Annotated in this window: 22 protein-coding genes and 1 tRNA gene; 14 read left to right on the plus strand and 9 right to left on the minus strand. The window is 43.2% G+C overall.

The genetic code is table 11. The features are described 5' to 3' along the window. Positions 1-45: 45 nt before the first annotated feature. The 4 genes from crcB to mutL are packed head-to-tail and all read right to left on the minus strand — an operon-like array spanning position 46 to position 5,675. A complete protein-coding gene (gene crcB, locus ACOOFG_RS11200; RefSeq protein WP_420421558.1) occupies positions 46-426 on the minus strand; it encodes a fluoride efflux transporter CrcB in 381 nt (126 codons plus the stop codon). After that, positions 423-2,906, minus strand: a complete 2,484-nt coding sequence (locus tag ACOOFG_RS11205; RefSeq protein ID WP_420421559.1) for an adenylate/guanylate cyclase domain-containing protein — start codon at positions 2,904-2,906, stop codon at positions 423-425. The genes crcB and ACOOFG_RS11205 overlap by 4 nt, the downstream gene beginning before the upstream one ends. Beyond that, positions 2,903-3,985 (minus strand): M24 family metallopeptidase, encoded by a 1,083-nt coding sequence (locus ACOOFG_RS11210; protein WP_420421560.1) that lies wholly within the window; start codon positions 3,983-3,985, stop codon positions 2,903-2,905. Before ACOOFG_RS11210 ends, ACOOFG_RS11205 begins: the two co-directional genes overlap by 4 nt. Beyond that, complete coding sequence (gene mutL, locus ACOOFG_RS11215; RefSeq protein ID WP_420421561.1) at positions 3,960-5,675, minus strand: DNA mismatch repair endonuclease MutL; 1,716 nt, start codon at positions 5,673-5,675, stop codon at positions 3,960-3,962. The genes ACOOFG_RS11210 and mutL overlap by 26 nt, the downstream gene beginning before the upstream one ends. A 66-nt stretch (positions 5,676-5,741) precedes the next feature. Between mutL and ACOOFG_RS11220 the strand changes: the two genes are divergently transcribed. From ACOOFG_RS11220 to ACOOFG_RS11230, 3 genes are read left to right on the plus strand one after another with little or no spacing between them, the layout of a single operon-like run. Then, positions 5,742-7,475 carry a M3 family oligoendopeptidase gene (locus ACOOFG_RS11220; RefSeq protein WP_420421562.1) on the plus strand — a complete coding sequence of 578 codons (1,734 nt, stop codon included), beginning with the start codon at positions 5,742-5,744 and terminating at the stop codon, positions 7,473-7,475. Further along, entirely contained in the window at positions 7,472-8,281 is an 810-nt protein-coding gene (locus ACOOFG_RS11225) for an NUDIX hydrolase (protein WP_420421563.1), read from the plus strand. Before ACOOFG_RS11220 ends, ACOOFG_RS11225 begins: the two co-directional genes overlap by 4 nt. A gap of 29 nt (positions 8,282-8,310) precedes the next feature. Next, entirely contained in the window at positions 8,311-9,132 is an 822-nt protein-coding gene (locus tag ACOOFG_RS11230) for a hypothetical protein (protein WP_420421564.1), read from the plus strand. Here the strand turns inward: ACOOFG_RS11230 and ACOOFG_RS11235 are convergent, their stop codons facing one another. Next, positions 9,133-10,767 (minus strand): hypothetical protein, encoded by a 1,635-nt coding sequence (locus ACOOFG_RS11235; protein ID WP_420421565.1) that lies wholly within the window; start codon positions 10,765-10,767, stop codon positions 9,133-9,135. It lies immediately after the preceding gene. Beyond that, positions 10,764-11,873: a hypothetical protein gene (locus tag ACOOFG_RS11240; RefSeq protein ID WP_420421566.1), complete on the minus strand. Its 1,110-nt coding sequence runs from the start codon at positions 11,871-11,873 to the stop codon at positions 10,764-10,766. The genes ACOOFG_RS11235 and ACOOFG_RS11240 overlap by 4 nt, the downstream gene beginning before the upstream one ends. A 141-nt stretch (positions 11,874-12,014) precedes the next feature. Between ACOOFG_RS11240 and ACOOFG_RS11245 the strand changes: the two genes are divergently transcribed. Beyond that, positions 12,015-12,101, plus strand: a tRNA-Ser gene (locus ACOOFG_RS11245). Between the two features lie 21 nt (positions 12,102-12,122). On the opposite strand, the gene ACOOFG_RS11250 is transcribed toward ACOOFG_RS11245, so the two are convergent. After that, positions 12,123-12,932, minus strand: coding sequence for a hypothetical protein (locus ACOOFG_RS11250; protein WP_420421567.1), 810 nt, complete (start codon positions 12,930-12,932; stop codon positions 12,123-12,125). 324 nt (positions 12,933-13,256) lie between these two features. On the opposite strand from ACOOFG_RS11250, the gene dnaB reads away from it, so the two are divergent. The 3 genes from dnaB (at position 13,257) to ACOOFG_RS11265 (ending at position 16,591) form a co-directional block, all read left to right on the plus strand. Next, positions 13,257-14,714 carry a replicative DNA helicase gene (gene dnaB, locus ACOOFG_RS11255; protein WP_420421568.1) on the plus strand — a complete coding sequence of 486 codons (1,458 nt, stop codon included), beginning with the start codon at positions 13,257-13,259 and terminating at the stop codon, positions 14,712-14,714. 76 nt (positions 14,715-14,790) lie between these two features. Beyond that, on the plus strand, positions 14,791-16,341 hold the full coding sequence (locus tag ACOOFG_RS11260; RefSeq protein WP_420421569.1) for a hypothetical protein: 1,551 nt from the start codon (positions 14,791-14,793) through the stop codon (positions 16,339-16,341). 4 nt (positions 16,342-16,345) lie between these two features. Beyond that, on the plus strand, positions 16,346-16,591 hold the full coding sequence (locus tag ACOOFG_RS11265; RefSeq protein ID WP_420421570.1) for a hypothetical protein: 246 nt from the start codon (positions 16,346-16,348) through the stop codon (positions 16,589-16,591). Positions 16,592-16,738: 147 nt separating this feature from the next. Here ACOOFG_RS11265 and ACOOFG_RS11270 read toward each other — a convergent pair whose 3' ends face one another. Further along, entirely contained in the window at positions 16,739-17,536 is a 798-nt protein-coding gene (locus tag ACOOFG_RS11270) for a DUF4396 domain-containing protein (RefSeq protein ID WP_420421571.1), read from the minus strand. Positions 17,537-17,666: 130 nt separating this feature from the next. Here ACOOFG_RS11270 and ACOOFG_RS11275 point away from each other — a divergent pair, with 130 nt between their 5' ends. The 7 genes from ACOOFG_RS11275 (at position 17,667) to ACOOFG_RS11305 (ending at position 23,384) form a co-directional block, all read left to right on the plus strand. Further along, complete coding sequence (locus ACOOFG_RS11275) at positions 17,667-17,756, plus strand: AURKAIP1/COX24 domain-containing protein (RefSeq protein ID WP_420421572.1); 90 nt, start codon at positions 17,667-17,669, stop codon at positions 17,754-17,756. A 23-nt stretch (positions 17,757-17,779) separates the two neighbouring features. Next, positions 17,780-19,597, plus strand: a complete 1,818-nt coding sequence (gene mnmG / locus ACOOFG_RS11280) for a tRNA uridine-5-carboxymethylaminomethyl(34) synthesis enzyme MnmG (RefSeq protein WP_420421573.1) — start codon at positions 17,780-17,782, stop codon at positions 19,595-19,597. Between the two features lie 22 nt (positions 19,598-19,619). After that, positions 19,620-20,582: a diguanylate cyclase domain-containing protein gene (locus ACOOFG_RS11285; protein ID WP_420421574.1), complete on the plus strand. Its 963-nt coding sequence runs from the start codon at positions 19,620-19,622 to the stop codon at positions 20,580-20,582. Then, positions 20,579-21,019 carry a hypothetical protein gene (locus ACOOFG_RS11290; RefSeq protein ID WP_420421575.1) on the plus strand — a complete coding sequence of 147 codons (441 nt, stop codon included), beginning with the start codon at positions 20,579-20,581 and terminating at the stop codon, positions 21,017-21,019. The genes ACOOFG_RS11285 and ACOOFG_RS11290 overlap by 4 nt, the downstream gene beginning before the upstream one ends. Further along, positions 21,012-21,728, plus strand: coding sequence for a lipoyl protein ligase domain-containing protein (locus ACOOFG_RS11295; RefSeq protein WP_420421576.1), 717 nt, complete (start codon positions 21,012-21,014; stop codon positions 21,726-21,728). Before ACOOFG_RS11290 ends, ACOOFG_RS11295 begins: the two co-directional genes overlap by 8 nt. Positions 21,729-21,787: 59 nt before the next feature. Further along, positions 21,788-22,561, plus strand: a complete 774-nt coding sequence (locus tag ACOOFG_RS11300; RefSeq protein WP_420421577.1) for a hypothetical protein — start codon at positions 21,788-21,790, stop codon at positions 22,559-22,561. Positions 22,562-22,664: 103 nt separating this feature from the next. After that, complete coding sequence (locus ACOOFG_RS11305) at positions 22,665-23,384, plus strand: hypothetical protein (protein WP_420421578.1); 720 nt, start codon at positions 22,665-22,667, stop codon at positions 23,382-23,384. Between the two features lie 26 nt (positions 23,385-23,410). On the opposite strand, the gene ACOOFG_RS11310 is transcribed toward ACOOFG_RS11305, so the two are convergent. Continuing rightward, complete coding sequence (locus ACOOFG_RS11310) at positions 23,411-24,832, minus strand: mannose-1-phosphate guanylyltransferase/mannose-6-phosphate isomerase (RefSeq protein ID WP_420421579.1); 1,422 nt, start codon at positions 24,830-24,832, stop codon at positions 23,411-23,413. Positions 24,833-24,838: the final 6 nt, after the last annotated feature.

Raw genomic sequence — 24,838 nt, forward strand, 5'->3', positions numbered from 1 at the left:
GACAAAAAGGCTGAAATGAAAAAAATTCTGGGACTTGAAATAGGTTCATATTTTTCTCCCAATTGTTAGGCCGCACCATGTTGCTATGAGGCAAAAGGCTACAGAGACAAGGATGTAAAACGCCGCTTTTAACAGCTCTCTATTTTCCCATAGTTCGAGTGTTTCGTAAGAAAAGCTCGAAAAGGTTGTAAAGCCACCTAGTAATCCAATCATGAGTAGGGCGCGAAGGTCCTGGGCAAAGTGCCCTCCCCGCTCAATGAGTAAAACTGAAATGAGGCCGATGAAAAATGCTCCGATGAGATTAACGAGAAGTGTGCCATAAGGAAAAGCTAGACCTAGGAGTGACTGTGCTCCTCTAGAAAAGAGAAAGCGAAAGACCGCTCCTATTCCCCCACCACATGCAATGAGTAATATGTCTTTTATCATCGTTTATAATTGGTGACGGAAAATACCGGCACGGGCTCTGTAAAGCCTTTAAGTTCGATAGGATCTAGTGGCTCGCAATCGATGTTAACCTTCACATCTTCTTCATCGAGTGTTGCGCTACTAATTAAAATTTGTCTCGGCGCAGCACGATCACAAAGCCGCGCAGCTAAGTTAACGTTGGCACCAAGTACGGTATAGTTCAAACGATTTTCGGCCCCCATGTTTCCTGCAACCACCGTTCTGGTGTGGATTCCAATCCCCAATTCAATGGGAACTGGGCTCGTTTGATTCCAAGCAGAAAAGGATGCGATCACATCAACAGCGCATTTGATTGCATTGAGCGCACTATCTTTTTTCTCAATTGGAGCTCCAAAAAGAGCCATCACTTCATCTCCGACATACTTATCAATCACTCCACCATATTGGTCGATCTTTTCAGAAATGCGGGTCATGCAGCTGTTGATAAGGTGAATGACATCTTTTGGATCCATCCGTTCAGTGAGGGCTGTAAAATTGCGAATGTCGGCAAAGAAAACTGTGACCCGTTTTTCTTCACCTCCTAGTTGGACATTTCCTTTAAGGGTCTCTTCTGCGATTTCTTTCGAAACGACTTTGTTTAAAACTCCACGAACTTTTTCTTTTTCACGAAGCCCTTTAACCATCTCAAAGAAGGCATGGTACAGGGCATAAACTTCATCGGTCCGTTTTTTATCGGTTTCTTTAGGAATTTCAATTTCGTGCAGCTTTCCTTCAGCAACTGTTTGAGTCACTTCTGCTAAGTGGGCAATTGGTTTGGTGACCCGTTTTGCGATGTTATTTAGCAGAAATAAAACGATGACCAAGGCGATGACTGCAGCAGCACGCATTTGCATCGATAGTTTTTCGATGAGATCTTCCGTCCCTTCATTGATGGAATCAATAAATTGAAATTCTTTCGATTTAAGATTGAAGACAAAAAAGTGAAGGTCTGCTTCATGATAGGGCGAGATGTGAAGGAAGAAGTACTCTTTTCCTCCAAATGTGACCACCCCAGAAGTTTGTCCCATTAACTTTTCTACGGGAGCCTGAAACCACGGAGAGTTTTGAGCAACTTCCTCTCCTCTTGGGTTTGAGACCGCAATAATTTTTCCATTTGAAACAAACATCAAGGTTTGATGCGTCGCCCGTGCAAGCGCAGATAGGACTGGCCCCTCATGAGCTGCTAATGTTAAAAAGCTCGTTTTTCCGGTCTTCGGATCTTGCAATTTCAGTGTGTTTCCAAAAAAGACATGGTGAAAGTCTGATGGTGTGATCACATCTAAGTGGGGCAAGATAAAATCGACAGGCATCTTTAACTTTTCAGTTGCTTTTTGAACGTCATATTGAATCTTTGAGCGAAAAACCTGATCACTGCGAAGTCCCTTCCCGCAAAACGATTCTGTATCGAGCATACCCATTCCCAAAGGAGCATCAGGACTAAGTGGACTGTGCCCAAAAAGTTTCGTGTCTGTTAAGGCAGAAACTCCCCAAATCAGCCCGACCTTGTTGTAATGTTCGATGTAATTTTTGACGTATTTTAAAATCTCCGTCTTACTTTGAAATTCGGCAGGTGTTAGTTGAACATCCGTTCTCTCATGAACGTAGTCAAAACACTTGAAATCAGCTCCATCGCGATTGGGATGCATCGCAATTTTTTTCTGGATCATTTCCGCCCACTTTTCTTCTGCCGGAATCATATCGGGACGACTTTTTAATAAAGTCTGCGCTTCCTTAACGCTTGAGATAAAGCTTTCAAGATAAAACGAACGGTAGGGAATTTCGATCCATTTGAGAAAAGGCTCTAATAAATTGACTGAGAGACCGATATTTGGAAACGTTTTACCAGTCACATCAATTCGCAAAAGTGCTTCAGGCTTGAAGTAGACATAATAATTTTCATCAGCTTCTTTCGCATGAAAAGTGTCTTCCTGTTGCTGAACTGTATTGAGGTTGAACTTAATTCCAATATAGGGACCACTCCAATTTTTAGGGCCCCGGGTTTCTTCCATTGCGACAAGATGGATATTATCTTGAAGAGGAAAGTGAAAGGTATCTGTCAGCTCATCTGAATGAACAACAATGTCTGACATCGTCGTATCATCTGAAGTGTTTTGAACAAATCCAAGCCATTGATTTGTGATCATCAGCGATGCAGCATCAAGCCAGGTTCCATCTGTGAGGTTTTCCTCTGTAGGGGCAAACCCTTTTTGCACCACTTTGTAATTGGCAACGCCCTGAAGCACTGAATCAATCCTCGCTTGAAGCTTCCAAAGAATATCAGCAATGTACGATTCAATTGACTTTCGTTTCTGTTCATTGACTTTATAGAGTTCTTGAAGCAAATTTTCGCGAGTTTTCAAAAGGTTGGTTCGGGTGACATGTTCCTCGACAAAGAAAGAAATCGTGAACGCGAGAATAAAGAGAATGCCGACCCAGATAAAAAGGCGAAAACGTAACGTCATCTAAATAGGTTCCTGTGCCCCGTTTTTGTAATCACCACCATATCTTCTAAGCGGACTCCCCCTTTTCCTGGCAGGTAAAGTCCGGGTTCAATTGTGATGACCATACCAGCAGTGAGCTCCGTGTCATCCGTGCGAAAGTTCGGTGATTCATGCACATCCAACCCTATACCATGTCCTAAACTATGAAGAAAGTGCTTTTCAAGACGGGCTTTTCTCATCACTTTGCGCGCCGCTTCATCGAGCTTGCTCAAAGGCACACCTGGACGACAAAGATCAAGCGCTGCTTGCTTTGCTTCTTTGACTACGTGAAAGAGCTGTGTGAGCTCTTTTTTTCCTTCTCCAAAAAAGAATGTCCGTGTCATGTCACTTGCATACCCATTGAGGCGAACTCCCAGATCCATTAAGACAATATCGCCTTTTTTGAGTTTTCTTTTTCCCGTAGGATAATGTGGAAGTGCGGAACCTGCTCCAAACGCGACAATAGGAGTAAAAGACATCCCTTCCGCGCCCAATTTGCGGCAATAGAACTCAAACTCTAAAGCTATTTCTCTTTCTTCAACTCCAACTTTTAACTGTTTTTTTGCATGTAAAAATCCCTTCCATAAAAGCTGAGCACTTTTTTCGATAAGAGAGAGCTCACTTGCATCTTTGATCGCGCGCAAATGTTGAATGGGTCTGACTAATCCCTTCATCCGGTAAGGAGTTTTTAACCGACGCGTCTTCCTCAAGGTTTGCAGTTGTTTTTTAAACTTCTCAACGCGAATGTAAGAGGTACTTGTATCAAAGCCGACCACTCTTACGTCTTTCCAAGCCGATGAGGAAAGCAAATTGAGGACTTCTTTTTCCGCCATCTTTTTGACATTGCAGCAAGCTTTTGTTTTGGCTGTTTCGTAGTACCTGCCATCCACAAAAAGTGTGACTGATCGAGAATTGATCAGGAGTCGACCTAGTGAAAGTTGCATCCCTGTAAGATAAAAAATATCTGTTGGATTATCGCACAAATAACAATCAACTCCCCATTGGGAAAGCTGCGTTTTTAGAGTTTTTTGTCTTCTAACGAAAATAGTTTTCGATTTCATCTTGACTCATGAAAATGCAAGTCGGTTTACCTGTTGGGCCATAAAATGGGGAGCTGAGCGAAAAGAGTTGTTTTGCAATTGCTCGAGCTTGCTCCAAAGTTGCACCCTCTTTTTCTGATCTTGCATAACGGAGGACACTGAGTGCAAGTTTTTTTTGCTGCTCTTTGACTAAGTGCTCATCATCGCCAAATTGGTGCAATATTTCAGCAAGCTCATAAACGAGACTTTCAACCTCAGTTTCATCCAAGTGGGGATCTAAAGCATCGACGACAAAGGTGTTTTCCCCAAACAAGCGAATCGCTATCCCCAGCTTTTGAAGAGTCGGAAGATGACTTTCAATCAGCCCTTTTTCGTGGGTGGCACATTCAAAAGTGATGGGGAAGAGAAGTGTTTGCATTTCTCCTTTTTGCTCAAAGCGATTTAAGATGGATTCAAACGTGATTTGTGCTTTTGCAGCTTGTAAGTCAACAAGAATGACACCTTCAGAACCTGCAATGGAAAGGTCGATGCCGGCCGCATCGAGAAGTAAATAATGGGAATAGAGACCGATGATTGGAAGATACTGCGTTGGCAGCTGAGGTGGCGGTGTTTCTTCTGTTTCTTCTCGGAATGCAAACGTGGTTTCGAGAGGCGTATCCCATGCGGCGACCGCCTCAAACTTCGGCTCGCTTGTGGGTTTTGAAGTCACCGCTCCTTGCAATGCTTCAAACACCCCTATCCTAACCACATGTTCAATCTCACTCGTTTCATGCAGTCGAATTTCAGTTTTTTGTGGGTGAACGTTCACGTCGATCCACTCAGATGGCAGTGTCAAATGGAGGACGAATGTCGGATGTTCATTTGAGGGAAGGCGCGTTCCATATCCTTCATAAATGGCACGTGAAATTTCTGGCGATTGGACAGCTCGGCCATTGACAAAGAGATATTGACCCGCTTTATTTTTTCGACACTCATGAGGTGGACCAACAAATCCATGCAAAAAGCACCCTTGTTCTTGATGATGGATCTCTGATGCTCCAACTAAAAATTCAGGTCCTAAAACCTTTTCGATGACTTGATGAGTGACTGCTTCTTTTTCTTTAGGCCGTTTCATAAACGAGGAAAAGACCTCTTTACCATCAGCAACACATTTGACCTCTAAGAAAGGATGAGCCAGAGCCAACTTTGTCAGCATTTTGACAATGGCATTTTGTGAGCTTTGTGCTGACTTCTGAAACTTTCGACGCGCTGGAACGTTATAAAAGAGGGCATGAACCGCTACAGTTGTTCCTGGATTGCGCGAAGCGGGCTCAAGTGATTGAATCCTTCCTCCTTCAGCATAAAGCTCATAGGCTTCCTCTTTCCTGCAGGACGTGACGCGCATTTTGGAAATCGCCGCAATGGAGGCCAGTGCTTCTCCCCGAAACCCCATTGAAAAAATGGACGTCAGATCGTCGGCAATTCGAATTTTGGAGGTCGCATGCCGCTCTAAGCAGAGGAGCAGATCTTCACGGCTCATTCCTTTTCCATTGTCACTGACAGCTAAAAGCTTAAATCCTCCTCCCTGAAGTTCCACAGTGACCCGAGTGGCCTCAGCATCTACAGCATTTTCAAGGAGTTCTTTCACAACACTTGCTGGGTTTTCAATGACCTCGCCTGCTGCAATGAGGTTGATGGTCTCTTCGGATAAAACATGGATCGTGTTTGCCATTCTTTTCCTTGCCTGCTGCAAAACTCTTGCATATACTATAGCCTTAGGAACGAGAGGATGACAAGGATGAAATTATCTCAAACATGGGACTTAGATTGCTTTTCAAAAGAAAGCTCTCCAAAGCAAGTTCTTGAAACGTTGCAAGCGCAGATTGAAGAGCTTGATAAAGTGATTGAAGCCAAAGCCGATATCAAAAAGGCCATTCTCACTCTCCAAAACCTTTCCCAACACTACCACGAACTGAGCCGCCTGATCGTCTGTTTGAATGCTCAAGATGTGACCGACTCTGAGGCCCACTTTTTACAAGACCAAGTTACAGTGCTGGGAGCTCAGTTTGCCAATACTGCAGCTTTACTCGATGAATGGTTAAAAACTCTTGACGATCAAACGTTTCATGCTCTCCTCGAAGAAGATGAAATCTCCCCTATTGCATTTGGCGTCAGTGAAAAAAGGCGTCTAGCCAAAGAAAAGCTCCCGGCAAAAGAAGAAGCCTTTATCAATGATTTTGCAGTGGATGGATTTCATGGTTGGCCTCAAATGTGGGATGCTGTCATCGGAAACATGACATTTCCTTTTGAAGAAAAAAAACTCTCTTTTAGTCAGATTGAAAATGAAATGGCCGACCCTAACCGAGAGAAACGACAAGCGGCGTTCAAAAGTATCGATGCAGCATTTCGGGAAAAACAACTCCTGTTTGCCCAAACCTTGAATCACTTAGCGGGCTTTAGACTCGCCATTTATGAAAAACGGGGATGGGATGAAGTTTTAAAAGAGCCCCTAGAAGACAATCGCATGCATGCAAAAACACTTCATGCCATGTGGAGCGCTATCGAAAAGCATCGAGAAAAACTTAAAGCCTATATGAAGTGTAAAGCGGATTTACTAGGGCTGTCTCAGTTGGAATGGTACGATCTAGAAGCACCTATTGGTGAAGTCAAACAAAAAATCTCATTCGAAGATGCTGCAGCCTTCATCATTAAACACTTTAATCGCTTTAGTCCAAAAATGGGAGCGTTTGCTCAAGATGTTCTAGAGGATCAATGGATTGATGCGGAAGACCGAAAAAACAAATATCCCGGCGGTTTTTGCGTTGGATTTCCTGTCTCCAAACAAAGTCGCATTTTCATGACGTATGCAGAGACAATGACGAACCTCTTCACTCTTGCACATGAACTCGGGCACGCCTATCACAACTTTGTGACCTGTTCTCTGCCAGGAATGGCCCAAGATATTCGGATGAACGTAGCTGAAACGGCTTCGACGATGGCCGAAATCACTGTGACAAGAGCCGCGATACAAGAAGCTAAGTCTAAACAAGACAAGCTTTTCATCTTAGATGATCACTTAAGCCGCTCTGTTGCCTACCTGATGAACATTTACGCACGATTTCTTTTCGAAACCCGCTTCTATGAGGCACGAAAGAAAGGCTTTGTGGCACCTGAAGAACTCAACACTTTAATGGAAGAGGCTCAAAAAGAAGCCTATGGCAACGCTTTGGGTTCCTATCACCCTCTTTTTTGGGCAGCAAAAATGCACTTCCAACTCTCTGAAACAGCATTTTACAACTTTCCCTACACCTTTGGCTATCTTTTTAGCCTAGGCATCCACGAGCTAGGTTCCAAGCAAGAAGACTTCGAAGGTTCTTATATCGCATTGCTTGAGGATACCGGGCAAATGACCGTTGAATCCCTTGCCCAAAAACATTTAAAAGTTGATCTCACGAAACCAGATTTCTGGGAAATGGGGCTCAAAACAGTTGACTCAGACATCGACATCTTTTTGGAGCTTGCGAAAGAATGAAACGGCTTTTCCTCCTGTTATTTCTTCCCCTCTTGTTAAGCGCAGCAGAGAAAGACTATTTTGCTTTATTCGATTTCTATCCCGAAATTCTTGGGCCTTTAGGAGAAAACCAAGAAATCGAAATTCTCCTCACCGATGAAGCGATTCAAAAAGCAGAGACCATTGCAGAAGAGAGACTCCTAAAAAAGGGCATCTCATCAGAGCTAGCAAAAGAGTGGAGCCGCGTCGGAATTATCAATGAGGATCAGTACCTCTATTGGGTTCGAGATGCTGTGCGCTTTCCATCTGGGGCATTGGGTACCTATGATCGTATCTTATGGAAAAGTGGCCTTGAAAGACCTGCTGGCGTGGGAGTGCTTCCCGTTTTGCCCGACGGAAGAATCTTGGTGAATTTAAACTACCGACATGCAACGCGTGGTTGGGAAGTTGAACTTCCTCGTGGAATGCGCCATGTTGGAGAATCGATTGAAGCTGCTGCTTGCCGCGAACTCCAAGAAGAAACAGGGGCAACTGCCTTAGAACTGATTTATTTAGGGGAAATTTCTCCTGATTCGGGGATCTTAAGCCAACCGATTCCCCTCTTCTTAGGAAAGGTCATAGCCAAAGCTGAAAACGCTCAAGATTTTTCTGAAGCCATTGCTGCAAACGATGCCTACACATTGGAAGAGCTCAAAGATCTGTTCTTAAGAGGCTCTGCCTTAGTGAAGATCCAAGGGAAACTCACAAAAGCAACTGTCCGAGACGCGTTTCTCGCTTATGCTCTTTTTCAAGCAGAAATTCGAGGATGTGTTAAAGAATGGAAATAAAACCAGAATATAAATAAAATATAGGTCCAATGTTTAAATTCTTATTCACTCTTATCTTTTTAGGTTCTTTAGGTTATGGGGTTTGGTGGGTCGCCGACTCTCACCCTGAAATCAAAGACCGGGCCATTCAGTATTTGCCAACTAGCGCATTTTCTGCATTAGAGCCTCGCTTTACAGCAAATCAAATCATGGGCAATGACCGTTCTAAACAGCTGAAAGATAGTCGTGAACAGTTTGGGGATTACTCGCTAATCTACCAACCTTTTCTCTTAATGGAAGTCAAATTCACCCGCACCAATCAGACAACGGGAGAAGGTGTGATTCTTTGGGATTTGATGGATGGAGAGATGGTTCTCGATACCCAAACTTGGGAAAAGTCGCACGGGTTTGCCGATTGCATTCACATGCGAGCCGACCCTTACGAACTGAAAATCATTAGTACCATTGCGCATCATGGTAACAAGGCTGACCGCCAAACTCTTTTTCATTCGCTAAATCTTGAAGGGGGTCTACTCGACGCCTGGATTGAACGGTGCATTAAGAAAAAGCTGATTGTCTGCCATCAGGGAATTTACCGCATTCACCTTGAATCACCAAAAATGGCTTTTACTCCTATCACGCAAGTGAGTTTTCCCCTGATTTCAAAAAACTCTAAGCATTCAGAGAAGATGACGCGTAACTATTCGAAATCTCAAATTATGCGTGTTGCTGAAGCTGCATTTGGAGAAGATTTTGCGATTCGACAAACGCATGAAATCTATCTTCCTGTCTATGCCATCACAACGCAAAATAGCGATGGTTCTCACCAAACGTCTTACTGGAATGCCCTCAACGGGACATTATTGGATTGATCAGTCTTTTTGATAACCGCCGACTTTGATCGATTCGAGAACACACTCGATAAATCGTTCACGTGTGGAGTGGAATCCTTTTGGGCCTGTCTTATCAACGCTTCCAGTTCCAATATAAAGGTTCCAAAAACAAGTCGCACTACTGAGGCGGGATGAACCCGAATCAGACCGCAGAACTTTGATTTTTTGCTCTGGAGGAAGACCTCGTGTTCCCCCAACAAATTCGAGAAACAGCTTCACATTTTTGATGTCTGTCTCTTTAATCCAATCTTTTAGCCATTCAATTTTTATTCGAAGTGCTCCATCTTGTGAGGAAGTATCGATGCTTTTTGCAACAACTTCCGGATCCACAACGCCTTGAATGCGATCGGCTACAGAGACGCCAAAAGGCACATTCACACTTTTAAACAAGCGATACGCGATGGCATGCAACGCTTCTATATTGTATGCCCCCATTTTTTCTGTTGCTTCGACAAATCTCTTGCGTACCTCTACCTTCCATGTCTTACTCCAGTCTTTTTTAACGGTTTTCATGTTTGGCTTAGGATCATCTGGCAAATATCCTTCCAAATAAACCTCAAGAAGGGTGTCATCTAGAGAAGAAATATCATTCGAATCTAAAATCTCAAATAATTTGAGATAAGCAGGTTCCTCCCCAATGAAGGTTCGAAAAAGCTCTAGTTTTCTCTCAACACCAATTGGAGGCAAGACCGCATGGCTCAGTTCCTCAGGCGTAAAAGCTAGCAATGTCGGAAAGAAAGTCTCATGAAAAACATGTCCTGTGACAAAGCTTCCTCCACTTGTAAAACAATGGGCCAAAAGTGTTCCTAACTGGTCATAGAATGCGCGATCATTGGAAGACAAAGATCCTTTTTTACAAGGGAAAAAAGCCTCATTGTCTTTATCGTAAAAATAACGAGAATGCACGATTCCCTTCATCAGCGCAGAAATAAAAGTCCGACTTAAACCCTCTGCATCCGTGCCAATGAATTGACGCTGGTGGAGGTCAAAAATGTGAATACTCGGTTCGATTTTGTTTTTGATGAAGTTGGTAAAAAGTCGCAAATAGTTAAACGGTGCAATTGCTGGTCCTTCATTCGTCACATTGAAATCAACTCTATCTCTCCGCCCAAAAATGTCCCTATTTCTAGTGACGTCATAGGAATAACAACAACTCATCAGTTGCTCATAGAAATGTCTGAGCTTTTCAGTTAATTCTTCTGGAGCCTCCTCGGCCTTAAAAGTTGTTTCCTTGTTCGAACTAAAAAAGCCTCCTAAAACAGTCTGTTTCGTTGATGTAATCTTCCCTTCTTCATCAAGCGCAATTGTATGCAAGATATTATCTTCCTGAATCAAGATTTCATTTTCAGTGGCAGAATATTGTCCACCTTCGAAATAGACTCCTCCTCTATAACCCAAAGAAAAATCCTCTCCGAGGCTTCTTTGAAACGCTCGAAAAAGCGCGCGTGGATTTTCTAAAATCTCCTTAAGATTCAAACGGAGTCTGCAGTTGTCTTCATCGCTTAATTCCTGGCCAGTACACTGATGAGCAATTGGCTCTTCTTTTCCAAGGGGGACAACTTGAAGTGTCCCGTCTTTTGTACGAAACACAAACGCACCAAAGGGAGCACTCATTTCCAGCTCTGTTGAAGCAAAACGTTCGCGGGAAAAAAAGCATAATGTGTTAAGTGGTCTTGAAGATGCGGCATTGTGACTTGATGGGCAGTGCTGCAGGCAATTCCTCCTGGATAGATCTCCCACTCACCTAATCCGCTTGCCTTTTCAACCCCACTTTCAAACTCTTGGCGAACCCGATCCGGCAATAGACCGCCACTCATCGTGTTTTTCGTAATAAGGGTCTGCGAAGTCGTTTCACTTTCTGTCATAGCTCTGACTGTGAGAAGTTGACCTGACTCGTCAAAAAACGCAAATCCTCCATGTAAAAGAAGCCCAACTAAAAAACTTGGAATCTCTGGATTTGTTCGGATTTCATGAATCGTTGTTTCTGCCCGCTCTGGATCCAGTAAAACAGGATAGCACCAGCAGCAAGAAGAAGCCTTTTCGGGAAGTTGCATGGTCTCGCGCAGTTCTTTTGGAAAATTCACACTCCCCTTCGAAGAAGTGTGGACTGCATTCTGTGTAATTGCCAGAGAATTAATGAGAGGAGTTAAAGCATCGCATTGAAACTCAATACAAGGAACCAAACCTTCGAGTAAAAACACACTACCTTCCTGCAACGAAAACTGCGAAGCTTCGTCTCGTTTTCCATGCAATCTGCCATCACTCTCTTTTGATAAAATGTATCTGTCATCAAAACAAAGAGGGGGAAGTTTGTTTAATAAAACTGATCCATCTGCAGCATGCGTCCAAAGAGGTTCCGTCCTATTTCCACTTCCAGGAAATAAGCTCGAAAAGCTCCCTTGATGAAGCGCTCGAAGGAAGATGTCGATTGCAACTTGAATGCTTCCCAAGATTGCTGTAGAGAGTAGATACACTTTCCAAGAAATATCCTGAAAAAACGTCATAAAACCAATGACAACAAAAGGAGAAAACAACTCCATCTTCCTGACAACACTTTCGTCTTGATGGCGACTGAGTGCAGCAGTCATTAGAGCCGACATGGCATACCCAGAGATCTGTGCAACCAATGCCCCTTGATGCCATGACTGTGGAGCAAATTGATAGTACAAAGCGCCACAGAGAAATTTCGTCGCAACACTCTGTAAATTTAAATTATTCATCGCAGTCGTTTTTCCTAAATAATTCGGAGTGATTATGTCATTTGATAGGATTTTTTGGAACTTGAAAGCCTAATCTAGAGACCCCAACAGAACTGTTGCCTTGCGAGAAAATGAAATAAATGTCTAATATTGCTTGCTAATGGAAAGATGGCTGAGTGGCCGAAGGCACGTCCCTGCTAAGGACGCGTACCCGTGAGGGTACCGAGGGTTCGAATCCCTCTCTTTCCGATTTTTTAACTCAAATAGATTTTAAGGCTGTTTGATTTCTGCTCTGACATGAAGAGGTAGTTCCAAGTATCCCAAAAGTGCATTATGAGCAGAAGTCATCACTTTTAGACCCTCTTGTACAGCTTGGTTATCTAGATAAGAAACAAAACAGTTTTTCATATCCTCCAGTCTTCTTCTAACATCAGACTCCTTCAAGCTTTCGAGATTCAGCCCCATCGCTACAACTGGAGAATCAGCCTGCAAGACCCGTTCTAAAATCATATTTAAACCATGAATTTTATCGCTGCTTTCATCTAGAGCTCTCTTAAGTGCCGTGACTGAGTATTTTTTCTTATAAGCACCGAGATCTTTATAAAAATGACTTCTCGAAGTGTTATAAATATCGAACTTTTGCCGATCCTTGAGATCCACACAACTCTCCGGCATCGGTAACCCTCCTTTGGGAATCGGGTAACGAACGCGATTGAAAATTTGAGGCGTGCCAAGGTTGATGTATTCTGACATGTCCTGAACAAATCTTTTCGTAACGCCATAACTCATTTTCCAATTTCCTAGTTCAATAATCAAACTGATAATTCCAACGACAAAAAAAGCTGACTCTTGAAAAACGGCTTCGACCCACTTACTTTTTAGAGCGACACCTGCTTTTTTAAAATCTTGATGGCGAATGACATGAAACGCAGCCTCGGCAACTCCGATGCATAAATCAACAAGAATCGTGATGGGTGTGCACGCAATCGTGGTGACGTAGACCCCCATGCAAACAGCTCCATTGTAGGGAGGATCCGCTTCTTCTAAGTCAGAAACCGCACTTTCCAGCCATTTAAACATAGAAGGAAAAGTATCAATTTTAAAACTATCGCTCATAAAAAAAATAATTCATTAAATCCGCATCAATATTACACCTCACATGAATTGTTTGAAATGATTTATTCAACCAAGTTGTATACTGAAACTTTTAAGATGGTAAAAACATCGTCTGATCATGTCTTGTGAGCGCTGAGGTAGCTAAAAACTTCACTCAATGATCTCTGCGCTCTCTGTTGTAAAAAAATCTTTAAGAATATGAGAACGAAAAAGCTTGATTAAGGAGAGAGCAAAAATGAATTTACAGAATTGAGTCTCCCGCCTAAATTAAAAGGGATTGAAAAATAGATGAAACCCATGGCAGAAAGCAAAACCCCAGCAAAAGTCAGAGTCGCGCCTCACTCAAAAGAATCAGAAATGATGGTTCTAGGGTGTATGTTGACCAAAATCAACAGCCTCAATGTGGCAGCCGATGCACTTGATAGTAAAGATTTTTATTACACAGAACACCAAGCGATCTTCAATGTTTTAAAAACTCTTTTTAAAAGCGACAAACCTGCAGACATTCACCTCGTTGCTGAAGAACTCAAACGCGTCGACAAACTTGAAGATGTTGGTGGAGTTGCCTACCTTACAACTCTTGCGCAATACGCAGGAACATCAGCTTACATCGAAGAGTACGTTGACCTCATCCAAAGTAAGTCGATCCTACGTCGTTTAATCGGAGCTGCTCAAGACATTGAAAAATCTGCACTTGAAGAACCGTCTGATGTTCATGAATTTTTAGACGAGGCGCAAGCACAGCTTTTTTCCATTAGCCAAGCGTCGAATCGTGAAGCGGGCGTGCACATCAAAGATGTGATTTCGGGAGTAAAAGCCGAGTCAGGGCTTCCTTATCTTAAAGAGCTACAAGACCGTCAAGAAGAATACCTCGAAAAAGGTGAAGAAGCCGCAGCGTTTACAGGAATCCCAACAGGGTTCCATGATCTTGATAAAATGATCAACGGCCTCGCTCCCTCTAACTTAATCATTTTTGCTGGACGCCCTGGAATGGGTAAAACAGCTTTTGCTCTCAATATTGCCGAGACAGTTTGTTTTAAACACAACGTTCCAGTTGGAGTCTTTTCGCTTGAGATGAGCGCCGAACAACTCATTCATCGTGTGATTTGCTCCCAATCTGAAGTCGAATCAAGCAAAATTCTTACCGGTGCCATCGAAGGACATGAGTACCAACGTGTGGTTGAAACCGTGAATAAGATGCAAAATCACACCATGATCATCGATGACCAACCCGGCCTTAAAATTACAGATCTCCGTGCACGCGCACGCCGTATGAAAGAAGCCCATAACATTGGCTTTCTCGTCATCGATTATTTGCAACTTCTTTCAGGTTCAGGATCTCATTTTAATTCAGATAATAGGCAACATGAAATTTCTGAAATTTCGCGCATGCTGAAAAATTTAGCACGTGAACTCAATATTCCAGTATTTTGCGGTTCACAGCTTTCACGAAAAGTCGAAGAACGGACTGGCCACCGCCCCATGATGAGTGACCTTCGAGAATCCGGTTCGATCGAGCAAGACGCTGACATTGTCATGTTTCTCTTAAGAAGAGAGTACTATGACCCCTATGATAAGCCAGGTCTTGCCGAAGTGATTGTCGGAAAAAACAGACACGGAAAAGTTGGAAACATCGAACTTGCTTATCGAAAAGACTTTGCCCAATTTGGAAACTACACCCCTGTTGATGACAATCCTAACGAGCCAGAAAATGACGCTGCGTTTGAGGCATTCTCCCCCACTTAAAATTTAAGAAAAATCTCTCCTTTGCAAAAGCCACCTGTTATGGTGCCCATTCTTTTTGTCAAGAATGGAGGTTAAAATGAAAGTATTTCGGGTCCTTTTGCTTCTCTGTTTGCCAGCATTTATATTAAGCCCCATCCCTTCTTATACCCTTGAATACAAAACCTATCGTCTTGAAAGTGGCCATGAGTTATTTATTCCCAGAGATGAAAATAAGCTAATCAATCCTTGGGGATACTTTCATCCGCAAACGATCTTGACCCATCTTGACTGTTACGTTGATCATGTTTTTGGTTTCATCGACCTTTTGACTGATGTTGATTTCTTAGAAAGCCTTTCTGATGAAGAAGCCGAGCGATTGATAGATTTTGTGATTTTCATCGTTCGATTTAGTGCTCCTAAAAGCCGCCCAGATTTAGCAGAGAAATACGAACTGGAAATCGCAGAGTTGCTTGAATTGATGTATGGAGACGAAAACAACAATGCAGAATACCATTTGTCGATAAGTCAAGGCTGCCAATGGGAATTTTTTTCACCTTTCTGCGACGAAAAGCCCACATTCACCTTGTGCAAGAAAAAGAAGAAAAATTGGGTTGCCCGCAAATGGCATCACTTTACCCACTGGGTCGACAAAAATAAAGCTCCGATCATAGCAGTAAGCGTCGTTGCAGGAGGCGCAGCTCTTGCCGTAATCACCATGGGTGCATCAGCAGGTGCTGAGTTTGCAATAGGAGGCGCTCTTGTCGGACTAGCAGCAGGCGATACTCCTCCACCTCATGTTAATAAGCCTGGGGAAGTTTATTTTCGCGGAGATTCACCAGAGTATGCACACCCGCCAACACACTCTTTAGCACCAAACGACTCTACAGCACCCCTTCTAAGTGGAGATTTTCATCCCCCTGATCAGGGCATTGCAACAATCCCTTCAGAATTGATTCCAGATTACGAAGCTCTTGTAGAAGAAGTAGAGAGTGTCAAAGAGCAAATCTCAGAAGCAAACTCAACTTTTGATGATTGCACCGAAACTGCTAAAGAAATTGCACGAGATTTCACAACACAGCAACTAAAAGAATCGATGGATATCATCATCGCCTCCATAGAAGAAAATATGGAAAAGCCAGAGTTAAAGTCTGCTGAAATAATAACGCCTAGTGGCTCAGGAAAGACAGTTTCAAGAGTCGGTGCAGTAGCCTCTAGAGTTTTTGGTTTAGCAACAAGAACAACAACTGGAGCTGGAACAGCTGCAGTTGGAGAAGCTTTAACAAATGCCAATTCAAGTCTAGCTTCAAGCTCCGACTTTGGTCAGAGAGAGCTTCCAATAGACAGATTGATTGAAGCTGGAAAAGAACCTGACAGAAAGGAGTTAACAAAGGCTGGAAGGGCTTTAGCAAAGCATGGAGATCGACCGGATAGCGTTTTTCCAAAACCTATTGGAACTCCTTCTCAAATTAATCAACAAGGACAGGCAATTTTAGAGCAGATTTTAAACCACCCTGAAAAATGTATTAGCTACCATACTCACCACGAATTAGGAGAAGTGATTAAAATACAAATTCCAGGTAAAGGAGGAGCTTGGTTCAAGAAAAATTGTGAAATGATTGGTTTTTTAGAACCCACAACCCAAAAGTAAACAAATGAAAGATTTCGAAATAAACATAGGAAGTGTTCCTTATAGAGAGGAACTCGTAGCATGTATATTCTACAAAAAAAACTGCTGGGCTGAAATTTCCCATGAAGGCAAAGAAATGCTCATACATTTTTATCCTCACCCAAATAAAAAAGTGTGGGAATTTCCTCTTGATGAAGCGCTTAAAATATTAGAAAAAGCAAAACAAAAAATGGTTGCATTAGGTTCTAAAAACCCTACCCATATTGACTAATACTTGCCTGAAAACGCTTTTTACGCACGCATGCATAAAAGTTATTCGTGATTATTTTTACCAAAATTGAAAAAATGTCTGAACCTTCACAAACGCCTTTCCTTGCAGGGGGAGGAGACTGTTAGACTTGAACCTATTAGCCTAGTCTTAAATGTAAGCTCCAATCACAGCAATGACGATCCCAATTGCTAGCCCTATTAAAGAAATGATGAGCGCTTTGTAAACCTCTTGCTGGGAAGCCGTCACTTCAGCATGGTGCATGTGCATATGGCCTTGTCCTTCTTCTCCCTTGCGCACTGTCATCATTCCATGCTTGAGCCCCTTTGCAACAAGCCAACGATTGATGGGAAATGCCACAAATCCTCCAACAATTGTTGCAAGAGACATCATTCCCCAAAAGTGTAAGCTTGCCGGATTACGCGCAAGTGGATCGTGCGATCCCCAAACCACCATGACAGGAATCATTCCGGCCATGATCATGTTCATCAAAAGCCATTCGGGATAAAAGCTACTTTTCAATGCTTTGAGGTAGGTTCCACCCATCATCTTACGCATGAACAGAGCTTGAAAAATCAAGAAGCCAGAAATAAACCCCGCCGCGTACTCCAAAGCCACTTCCCACGCTCTTGGGAGAGCGAAAAAATAGAGAACAATGGCAGCAATGATGATCCCGGTTGCGTCCCCTGCAAGGCAGTGGACTTCCGAGCCCGTCGCCTGTTTCCAAAGAGAATCAATAAATTTTTCATGACTTCCTGGCATAGGTTCACGACAAGTCATGAAATAGAAGAATAACCCGATCGGACCAGTGTAGAGAACCACGAGAGCCCACCCCACTTTCATCACCCCTGCTTCAGGCGTAACCACAACCAAATCATAGACAATAAAGGCAAAGGACAGCAGCGTTAACACTGTCCACAAGATCAACATTCCATCGAGCATAACCATGACCTCCACTCCCTTTTTCCTATAGAATACCTATAAAATAATTTCTACAATTGGTCCTCAAAAACAGAACTCTAGACATTTTCCCGTGAAAGCTCTATGATATTGGTGATTAGAAAAATTTGAGTCGAATATGTCATCAGTAAAAAAGAAACGACGTCTGAAGATCTCGAAGCACAAGCGTAAAAAACGCCGCCGCCGCGATCGTCATAAGAAGAAATAATCACTTTCATTATCTAGCTAGTGATGTGGACCTACCCAAAAAAGTTTGACGTCATCGTCATTGGTGCTGGGCATGCCGGATGTGAGGCAGCTCACACTTCAGCACGCATGGGTGCATCCACTCTTTTGCTCACCATGAATCTCGACACGATCGGGAAAATGAGCTGCAATCCAGCTATTGGTGGAACGGCAAAAGGTCACATCGTCCGTGAAATCGATGCCTTAGGTGGCATCATGGGAAAGATTGCAGACCAAACAGGCATTCAATTCCGCATGCTCAATGCCTCCAAAGGCCCAGCTGTTTGGTCACCTCGCGCCCAATCAGATAAGCTCGCCTACCAAACTGTCATGAAGCACGCTCTTGAAAATGTCCCCAACTTAGAAATCAAGCAAGGAACCATTGTTTCATTAGATGTTGAAGATCAATTGATCTGCGGCGTGACAACTCTAGAAGGCATTGCTTATGAAGCAAAAGCCGTCATCCTTTCAGCTGGAACATTTATGAGTGGGCTTCTTCACATTGGCGAAGCCAACTATTCCGGAGGACGTGCTGGAGATAAACCGTCTGTCGGACTGTCAAAGTGTCTCGAAGACCTCGGCTTTACACTTGATCGCTTGAAAACTGGAACACCGCCAAGACTCAACGGCCGTTCGATCGACTTTTCCAAAACCGAAGAACAACCTCCTGAAGAAGGAGTCGCATTTTCCTTTGACCCACAAGAAAAAAAACTCCCCCAAGTCTCTTGCTACATCACCTATACGAATCAAGACACGCAAAAAGTTATCGAAGATAATCTCCACCGCTCACCACTTTTTTCAGGTAAGATTCAAGGAGTTGGCCCCCGCTATTGCCCCTCTATCGAAGACAAGATTGTCCGCTTTCCTCACCGTGAAAGGCATCAGATCTTCTTAGAACCTGAAGGACTCCAAACAAACGAAATCTATGCGAATGGGATTTCTTCCTCTCTCCCCTTCGATGTCCAATACGACATGATTCAGACGATTCCAGGACTTGAGAAAGCCGAAATCATGCGCCCTGCCTACGCTATTGAATACGACTATGTCATGAGCGGCCAAATCGCCACCACATTAGAAACACACAGTATTGAAGGCCTTTATTTAGCCGGTCAAGTGAATGGAACAACGGGTTACGAAGAAGCAGCCGCCCAAGGTCTTGTCGCAGCAGCCAATGCTGTTCAAAAAATCCGCGATAAGGAGCCTTTCATTCCCAAAAGGAGTGAGTCTTACATTGGGGTTATGATTGACGACCTCATTGCAAAAGAGCTCGATGAACCCTATCGCATGTTCACTTCGCGTGCTGAACACCGTCTCTTATTGAGGCAAGACAACGCAGACTTAAGGCTCCGTGAGTATGGAAGAGTTCTGGGACTCATCGACGATGAACAGTACAGCCGCTTTACAAAAAAGAAAGAGGCCATTTCGGCAGCCCTCACCCATTTAAATCGTAGTCACTTGCAACACCAAGACAAATCAACGAACTTAGCAAGTCTTTTGAAGCGCCCTGACTTCACATACCAAAAACTGCTCGAAATGTTTCCAGAAAAGGTGACGGATTACGGCGTAGAAATCAATACCTCTATCGAAATCGATCTGAAATATGCAGGCTACATCGAGCGAGAGAAAAAAGAAGTTGAAAAGCTTTCAGCACTGGACGCGGTTAACATCCCCAAAACGTTTAACTACGATCATGTCATCGGATTGCGCAATGAAGCCCGCGAAAAGTTGAAAAAGCAAAAGCCACACCATCTTGGACAAGCCGCCCGCATTTCTGGAGTTTCCCCTGCCGACATTTCTATCCTTATGGTTTCACTTAAAAAATAAATTTTAGCTACAATGCGCGAATATGACTCGACTAAAGCCAAACAAGCTGCCTACCTTACTTCTCATCACTGATTCCCCAGTGACACGTGTTTTTTTTGAAGAAGCAATCAGTAAACTAGAAGACTATTCCCTCGTTTGCTCTAACTCCTCTATTGACGCTTTTGATTCGCTGCACAAAACCTACGTGAGTTTCATTGTGATCGATGAAAACACTCCATATATCGACCTAGCTGAAATGTGCATGAAAATTCGCAAACTAAAAGAATATCAGAACACACCGATTTTGATTATCACAGCACATCTAAAAAAATCCTTCACCCGCCGACTGCTCAAAGCAGGCGCGACCGACTTTTTACGCGAACCACTTGAACAAGATGAGTTTTTTCATCGGATGGAAATGGCAAATGAGATCAAGAAAACAAAAGAAAAGATGTCATCACTTTCTTCTCGCTTCCCTGTCGGACCAACGCAAACAACAACCATGGAAGAAAGAGTTGTTTTAGATGACCGAGCTGTAAAACTCATCTCCAATGCACTTGCTGACGAAACAGCACTAGCTTTACTCCTCATAGAAATTGATCAATACGACCACTTTCATAAAGCGCACGGGAACAAAGCTGGCAACGGGCTCTTAATCGACTTTCAAGATCACCTGCAAAAGCTCATGCGCGGACAAGACCTCTTGTTTTCACAAAAAAAAGGAAAGTTTCTTGTCCTACTGCCTCGTACCACATCCAAAGCCGCACAATTTATTGCAGAAAACATTCAAGAATCTCTCGAAATGGTCACCTTCCATTCTGGAGAGATCGCATTTAATCTGACAATCTCAATCGGGCTTGTCACCTTAGATGAAGAGGGCACCAAAACAAAAAGCGCCTCATTTAATTTCGACCGTCTGTTACAAGCTGCCAATAGCTGCTTGAACGAAGCTAAAAAAAAGGGTAACGCGATTGTTGCTCACTTGCCAAAAAGAGGTTCATCATGAAAAAAGCTCTAATTATTCCCCTTTTGCTGTCAACTTGCTTGCTTTCAGCGCAAGATGCGATTCATTCTGTTTCACCCACAACCTATTTCAACATGCAAGATACACAGCAAAAGCAAGCCAAACCAGCTAAGCATAAACCAAGTCACGAACAGCAAGTGGCCATCGCACAATTGCCACGTGTTGGGCAGTCTGAGGTGATGATCATCAACCCAGAAACTCGTGCAAAAGATTTGCAAGAATCCTTCGAATATCTCAAACGGATGAGTCCTGCCGCAAAACTGGCTGTAAAGCTAGTCAATGGCTCAACCATTGCTGAAATTTTAGATATGAAACTGATGACCGGTGGAACCATGATTATCTTCCGCACAAACTCTCTACAAGGGCAAAAATTTCAAGTCGTCAAAATTGAGGATATCGATACGATCACCAATGAGTAAAGAGACGCTTCACCTCCTTCGTCTTCAAAACCATGACATCCACGAGCAACTCTTGCTCGAAGAAGCCCTTCTGCGTACAACCGATCAAAATTGGTGCGTCTTAAACCACGGCTCACCTCCTCGCATCGTCATGGGAATTTCAGGCAAACCGCAAAAACTCATCGACTCTAACAAAATGACCTCCGCCCCCATCCCACTTATCAAACGCTACAGCGGAGGCGGAACCGTCATCGTCGATTCAGACACCCTCTTCGTTTCCTTCATCTTTCAAAAAGAGATCCACTCTTTCCCCTGCTACCCAGAACCCATCTTACGTTGGTCGGAAGAGTTCTATCAAGAAGCTCTCAGCATTCCCGATTTTCATTTGAGAGAAAATGACTACGTCATTGGCGAGAAAAAGTGTGGCGGCAATGCTCAGTACATCAAGAAAAACCGATTTGTTCACCATACGACTTTCCTATGGGATTTCAAGCAATCTCATATGGACTACCTACTTCACCCGGAAAAAACCCCTAAATACCGTGACGGCCGCTCTCATGAGTCCTTCCTTTGCCGCTTAAACGACTTCCTCCCCTCTGAAAAGTCCTTTTTCGATGGGATACAAAAAGCACTTAAAAATCGTTACTTTGTCCAAGAAACACCTCTTAATACCGTCGTCCCTCTCCTCAATGGAGAGCACCGCATCACAACCTGTCAAATAATTACTTAAAATATCTTTTATTCTGAAACATCTCTATTATTTGGCTTTCCAAATGATAGGAGGTCCTTATGTCAGCAGAAGTTTCAGGTGTAGGAGAAACTACAGAAGCCACTTTCGTCAACCGAGAAGATCTCAGCCATGAAGAAGCTGCAAAGCTATTAAACGACGCCTTAGCTAAGGTCAACGAAAACCTTAAGCAAGGTGGAAAAACCTACGCAGTCATCTACAATGGGCAACCACATTTAGGAACCAAGAGAGAAGAGCACCCGGAAAAAATCGACCCCACCCTTCCTCTAGACTTAGCTCTATTGCATGAAGGGGGAAAGGTTGAGCCCATTGACATCGTCGACGTCGTGAAATTTGAAGGATATGATCCAAAAATCGGACGTCTGACTACAGGCTTCATGGCAATCGAAGCATTTGCAGAAGTCATCACCGCAAAAATTGATAAGCACCTTGAGAGTAAGCAAAACCCTGATGTGTTGATTTCACCTTTGAGTGGCACTAAATACAATGTCGAAAAGCTCATCGGCCACACATTAGCAATTGACCCTCTTAATTACATCCTGCTAGACGGCCATCGAGTTGTCTATTATCTAGAAGAGGAGCCCAACGCTCTATCTGCTTCAAGTCTTCGTTCTTCTGGTGTGATGCAAGTGGAACCTCATGAAGTTTCAGATAAACTTTATCTTTACGAATCGGGTGATCTTGCTCCTCGATTTTACTTTGATCTTTCAAAACTCGTTCAAATCGCTAAAGAGCATTTTCCTGCCGAACAGCAAAAAGATGTTGCAGATGTTGATGGCTACTATGTTTTAAGACGGGATGCAGGGAAAGTCTAATCCCATTGATCGAAAATAAGTTACAGAATTTGCGCAGAAGTTAACGTTGACTTTGGAAGCTGCTAAGCAGTATAAAGTTATCAAAAAAATAAGGATGCTTCCCATGTTAAAACGTTTGATTTGTTCACTTGCACTCATGAGTTCCTTTGCGTTTGCTGCGCAAGAAGACCTTCCTCGCATGGTCGACTTTAGTCAGCTTCGCCCAAGTTGTGATTTCGAAAGCACCACTTGGAAAACTGGTCAGCTCGCCTTTAATTGCGCTCCTGAAGTGGGAACGTTTCTCACCTACCTAAAAAAAGCTTACCAAATTAACACAGCTGTCGAAACTGGCACCTTCATGGGCAATACGACGGTATTTTTATCAATTCTCTTTGATGAAGTGTACACCATTGAAATTGTTGAAAAAACTTACAATGCGACTGCAGGTAAACTTCAAGACTATCCAAATGTTCAATGCTTTTTAGGAAGCTCTGACGTCGTTTTGGTTGACCTTCTTCCTAAACTTGAAGGAAAACGCGCGCTCTTTTATCTAGATGCACATTGGGAAGATCACTGGCCTCTGCGTCAAGAACTAGTAGAAATCAGCAAAACCCATCATAACAACTGCGTCATCGTCATTGACGACTTTAAAGTTCCAGGGCGTAAGGATATTCCATTTGATAAGTACAAGCAAAAAGAATGTTCTGTAGAATACATTAAGGAAGAACTGAAACTCGTCTTTTCTGAGTGCGAAATTCACTATATCATTCCAGCTAACCCCATGTGCAGAGCTAAATTTGTAGCCTGGCCAAAGAATTGGCGTTATTCCATTACGGAAAAATAAACTGCAAAATTTACGCCGAGATTGTATTAACCAACACTTATTTGTTTCTTGAGTAGTGATTCAAGAGTCTGAGCTGCTGCACTGAGTTTATTTTCTTCCAAAGAAAAGCTGGTTTCAAGAATTTGAATAGGGGCGGAAGTCGAATTGGTAATCAAGCTATTTGGAGGAATTTGCTTTGTGCTGTTTGCTTCAAGCTGAAATGTTTCTTCTCCTGCTTGAACTTTAGTCGTGCCGCGAATCACTGTGATCGCAGCAGATTGCAGCGCAAGAGATTTCCCGGGATTTAAAACGAGAAGCTTGATTTGAAAGTCAGAACTCTCAACAAGCTTTTCAAAATGGCCCCAAGGACAGTGGACTCGTTTGTGATGGGTTGCAAGGCCTTGATTCGTATTTTTGAGACCATTGACAATCTCTTTGACTTCTTGAGCATAAGCTTTATCAGCCACTAAAACTGCATCAGCTGTGCTAACGACAATCTGATCCTTAATGCCGATGGTTGCAACAAGGGGCTCATTTTCTGAACTGAGCAAACACCCTTCGCAATCCTTCATAATTACATTTCCCCGAATCACATTGTTCTTATCATCAGCTTCGCCCGCATCGGCAACTGAGGCCCAGCAACCTAAGTCACTCCAAGGTAATCTGAGTGGAATGACAGCACTGCGCTTTGTTTTTTCCATGACTGCATAGTCAATCGAATCACTGGGACACTTCTCAAAGTGTTCTTGATCGATACGAAAGTAATCACTATTTTGGTGGCTTGCTTGGTAAGCCGCAGAGCATGCATCATAGATGTCTTGCGCTGTATTTTTGAGTTCTTCCAGATACCCAGTTGCTCGAAAAAGAAACATGCCACTATTCCAAAAGTAATTTTGGGCTTGAAGAAAGGCTTCTGCTATTTCTTCGTCGGGTTTTTCAACGAACTGCTTTACTTCAAAGCTGAGAGAGTCTAAGGGTTTTCCTGCCTGAATGTAACCATAGCCCGTCTTAGGTGAACTAGGGACGATTCCAAAAGTCACAAAGTGCCCAGCTGCAGCAATGGGAGCTGCCCTTTCCATTGTTTTCGCAAAAGCTTCAGGATTTCCGATAAGATGATCAGCGGGAAGAACGAGCATGAGAGCTTCAGGATCAATACTATTTTGAATATCTAACGCAGCCAAAGCAATTGCAGGAGCAGTATTGCGGCTACATGGCTCTAGAATGAGCTTGGAATTTTCAATTTCAGCTTCCTTCATTTGATCCTGACAAATGAAGTAGTGCGACTCATTCGTGACAATGATCGATTCTTTCACTCCACTGATTTGCTTGATGCGGAGTAATGTTTCTTGAAAAAGGGAGTTATTGCCAATGAGCTTTAAGAACTGTTTCGGGTAATTTTTCCGAGAGAGAGGCCAAAGTCTTGTTCCCGACCCGCCTGCTAACACAACTGGAACGATTTTACTACTCATGTTCTT

It is taken from the genome of Simkania sp. (assembly GCF_965215465.1).
Taxonomy (GTDB): Bacteria; Chlamydiota; Chlamydiia; order Chlamydiales; family Simkaniaceae; genus Simkania.

What these genes read in the sequence shown, in the direction of transcription:
- ACOOFG_RS11210 (WP_420421560.1), bottom strand. Translation starts at nt 3,985, where the DNA reads ATGAAATCGAAAACTATTTTCGTTAGAAGACAAAAAACTCTAAAAACG.
- ACOOFG_RS11310 (WP_420421579.1), bottom strand. Translation starts at nt 24,832, where the DNA reads ATGAGTAGTAAAATCGTTCCAGTTGTGTTAGCAGGCGGGTCGGGAACA.
- ACOOFG_RS11290 (WP_420421575.1), top strand. Translation starts at nt 20,579, where the DNA reads ATGAAAAAAGCTCTAATTATTCCCCTTTTGCTGTCAACTTGCTTGCTT.
- mutL (WP_420421561.1), bottom strand. Translation starts at nt 5,675, where the DNA reads ATGGCAAACACGATCCATGTTTTATCCGAAGAGACCATCAACCTCATT.
- ACOOFG_RS11295 (WP_420421576.1), top strand. Translation starts at nt 21,012, where the DNA reads ATGAGTAAAGAGACGCTTCACCTCCTTCGTCTTCAAAACCATGACATC.
- ACOOFG_RS11250 (WP_420421567.1), bottom strand. Translation starts at nt 12,932, where the DNA reads ATGTTTAAATGGCTGGAAAGTGCGGTTTCTGACTTAGAAGAAGCGGAT.
- ACOOFG_RS11265 (WP_420421570.1), top strand. Translation starts at nt 16,346, where the DNA reads ATGAAAGATTTCGAAATAAACATAGGAAGTGTTCCTTATAGAGAGGAA.
- crcB (WP_420421558.1), bottom strand. Translation starts at nt 426, where the DNA reads ATGATAAAAGACATATTACTCATTGCATGTGGTGGGGGAATAGGAGCG.
- ACOOFG_RS11205 (WP_420421559.1), bottom strand. Translation starts at nt 2,906, where the DNA reads ATGACGTTACGTTTTCGCCTTTTTATCTGGGTCGGCATTCTCTTTATT.
- ACOOFG_RS11300 (WP_420421577.1), top strand. Translation starts at nt 21,788, where the DNA reads ATGTCAGCAGAAGTTTCAGGTGTAGGAGAAACTACAGAAGCCACTTTC.
- ACOOFG_RS11305 (WP_420421578.1), top strand. Translation starts at nt 22,665, where the DNA reads ATGTTAAAACGTTTGATTTGTTCACTTGCACTCATGAGTTCCTTTGCG.
- ACOOFG_RS11270 (WP_420421571.1), bottom strand. Translation starts at nt 17,536, where the DNA reads ATGGTTATGCTCGATGGAATGTTGATCTTGTGGACAGTGTTAACGCTG.
- mnmG (WP_420421573.1), top strand. Translation starts at nt 17,780, where the DNA reads ATGTGGACCTACCCAAAAAAGTTTGACGTCATCGTCATTGGTGCTGGG.
- ACOOFG_RS11230 (WP_420421564.1), top strand. Translation starts at nt 8,311, where the DNA reads ATGTTTAAATTCTTATTCACTCTTATCTTTTTAGGTTCTTTAGGTTAT.
- ACOOFG_RS11220 (WP_420421562.1), top strand. Translation starts at nt 5,742, where the DNA reads ATGAAATTATCTCAAACATGGGACTTAGATTGCTTTTCAAAAGAAAGC.
- ACOOFG_RS11285 (WP_420421574.1), top strand. Translation starts at nt 19,620, where the DNA reads ATGACTCGACTAAAGCCAAACAAGCTGCCTACCTTACTTCTCATCACT.
- ACOOFG_RS11235 (WP_420421565.1), bottom strand. Translation starts at nt 10,767, where the DNA reads ATGAGTGCTCCCTTTGGTGCGTTTGTGTTTCGTACAAAAGACGGGACA.
- ACOOFG_RS11260 (WP_420421569.1), top strand. Translation starts at nt 14,791, where the DNA reads ATGAAAGTATTTCGGGTCCTTTTGCTTCTCTGTTTGCCAGCATTTATA.
- ACOOFG_RS11240 (WP_420421566.1), bottom strand. Translation starts at nt 11,873, where the DNA reads ATGAATAATTTAAATTTACAGAGTGTTGCGACGAAATTTCTCTGTGGC.
- ACOOFG_RS11225 (WP_420421563.1), top strand. Translation starts at nt 7,472, where the DNA reads ATGAAACGGCTTTTCCTCCTGTTATTTCTTCCCCTCTTGTTAAGCGCA.
- dnaB (WP_420421568.1), top strand. Translation starts at nt 13,257, where the DNA reads ATGAAACCCATGGCAGAAAGCAAAACCCCAGCAAAAGTCAGAGTCGCG.
- ACOOFG_RS11275 (WP_420421572.1), top strand. Translation starts at nt 17,667, where the DNA reads ATGTCATCAGTAAAAAAGAAACGACGTCTGAAGATCTCGAAGCACAAG.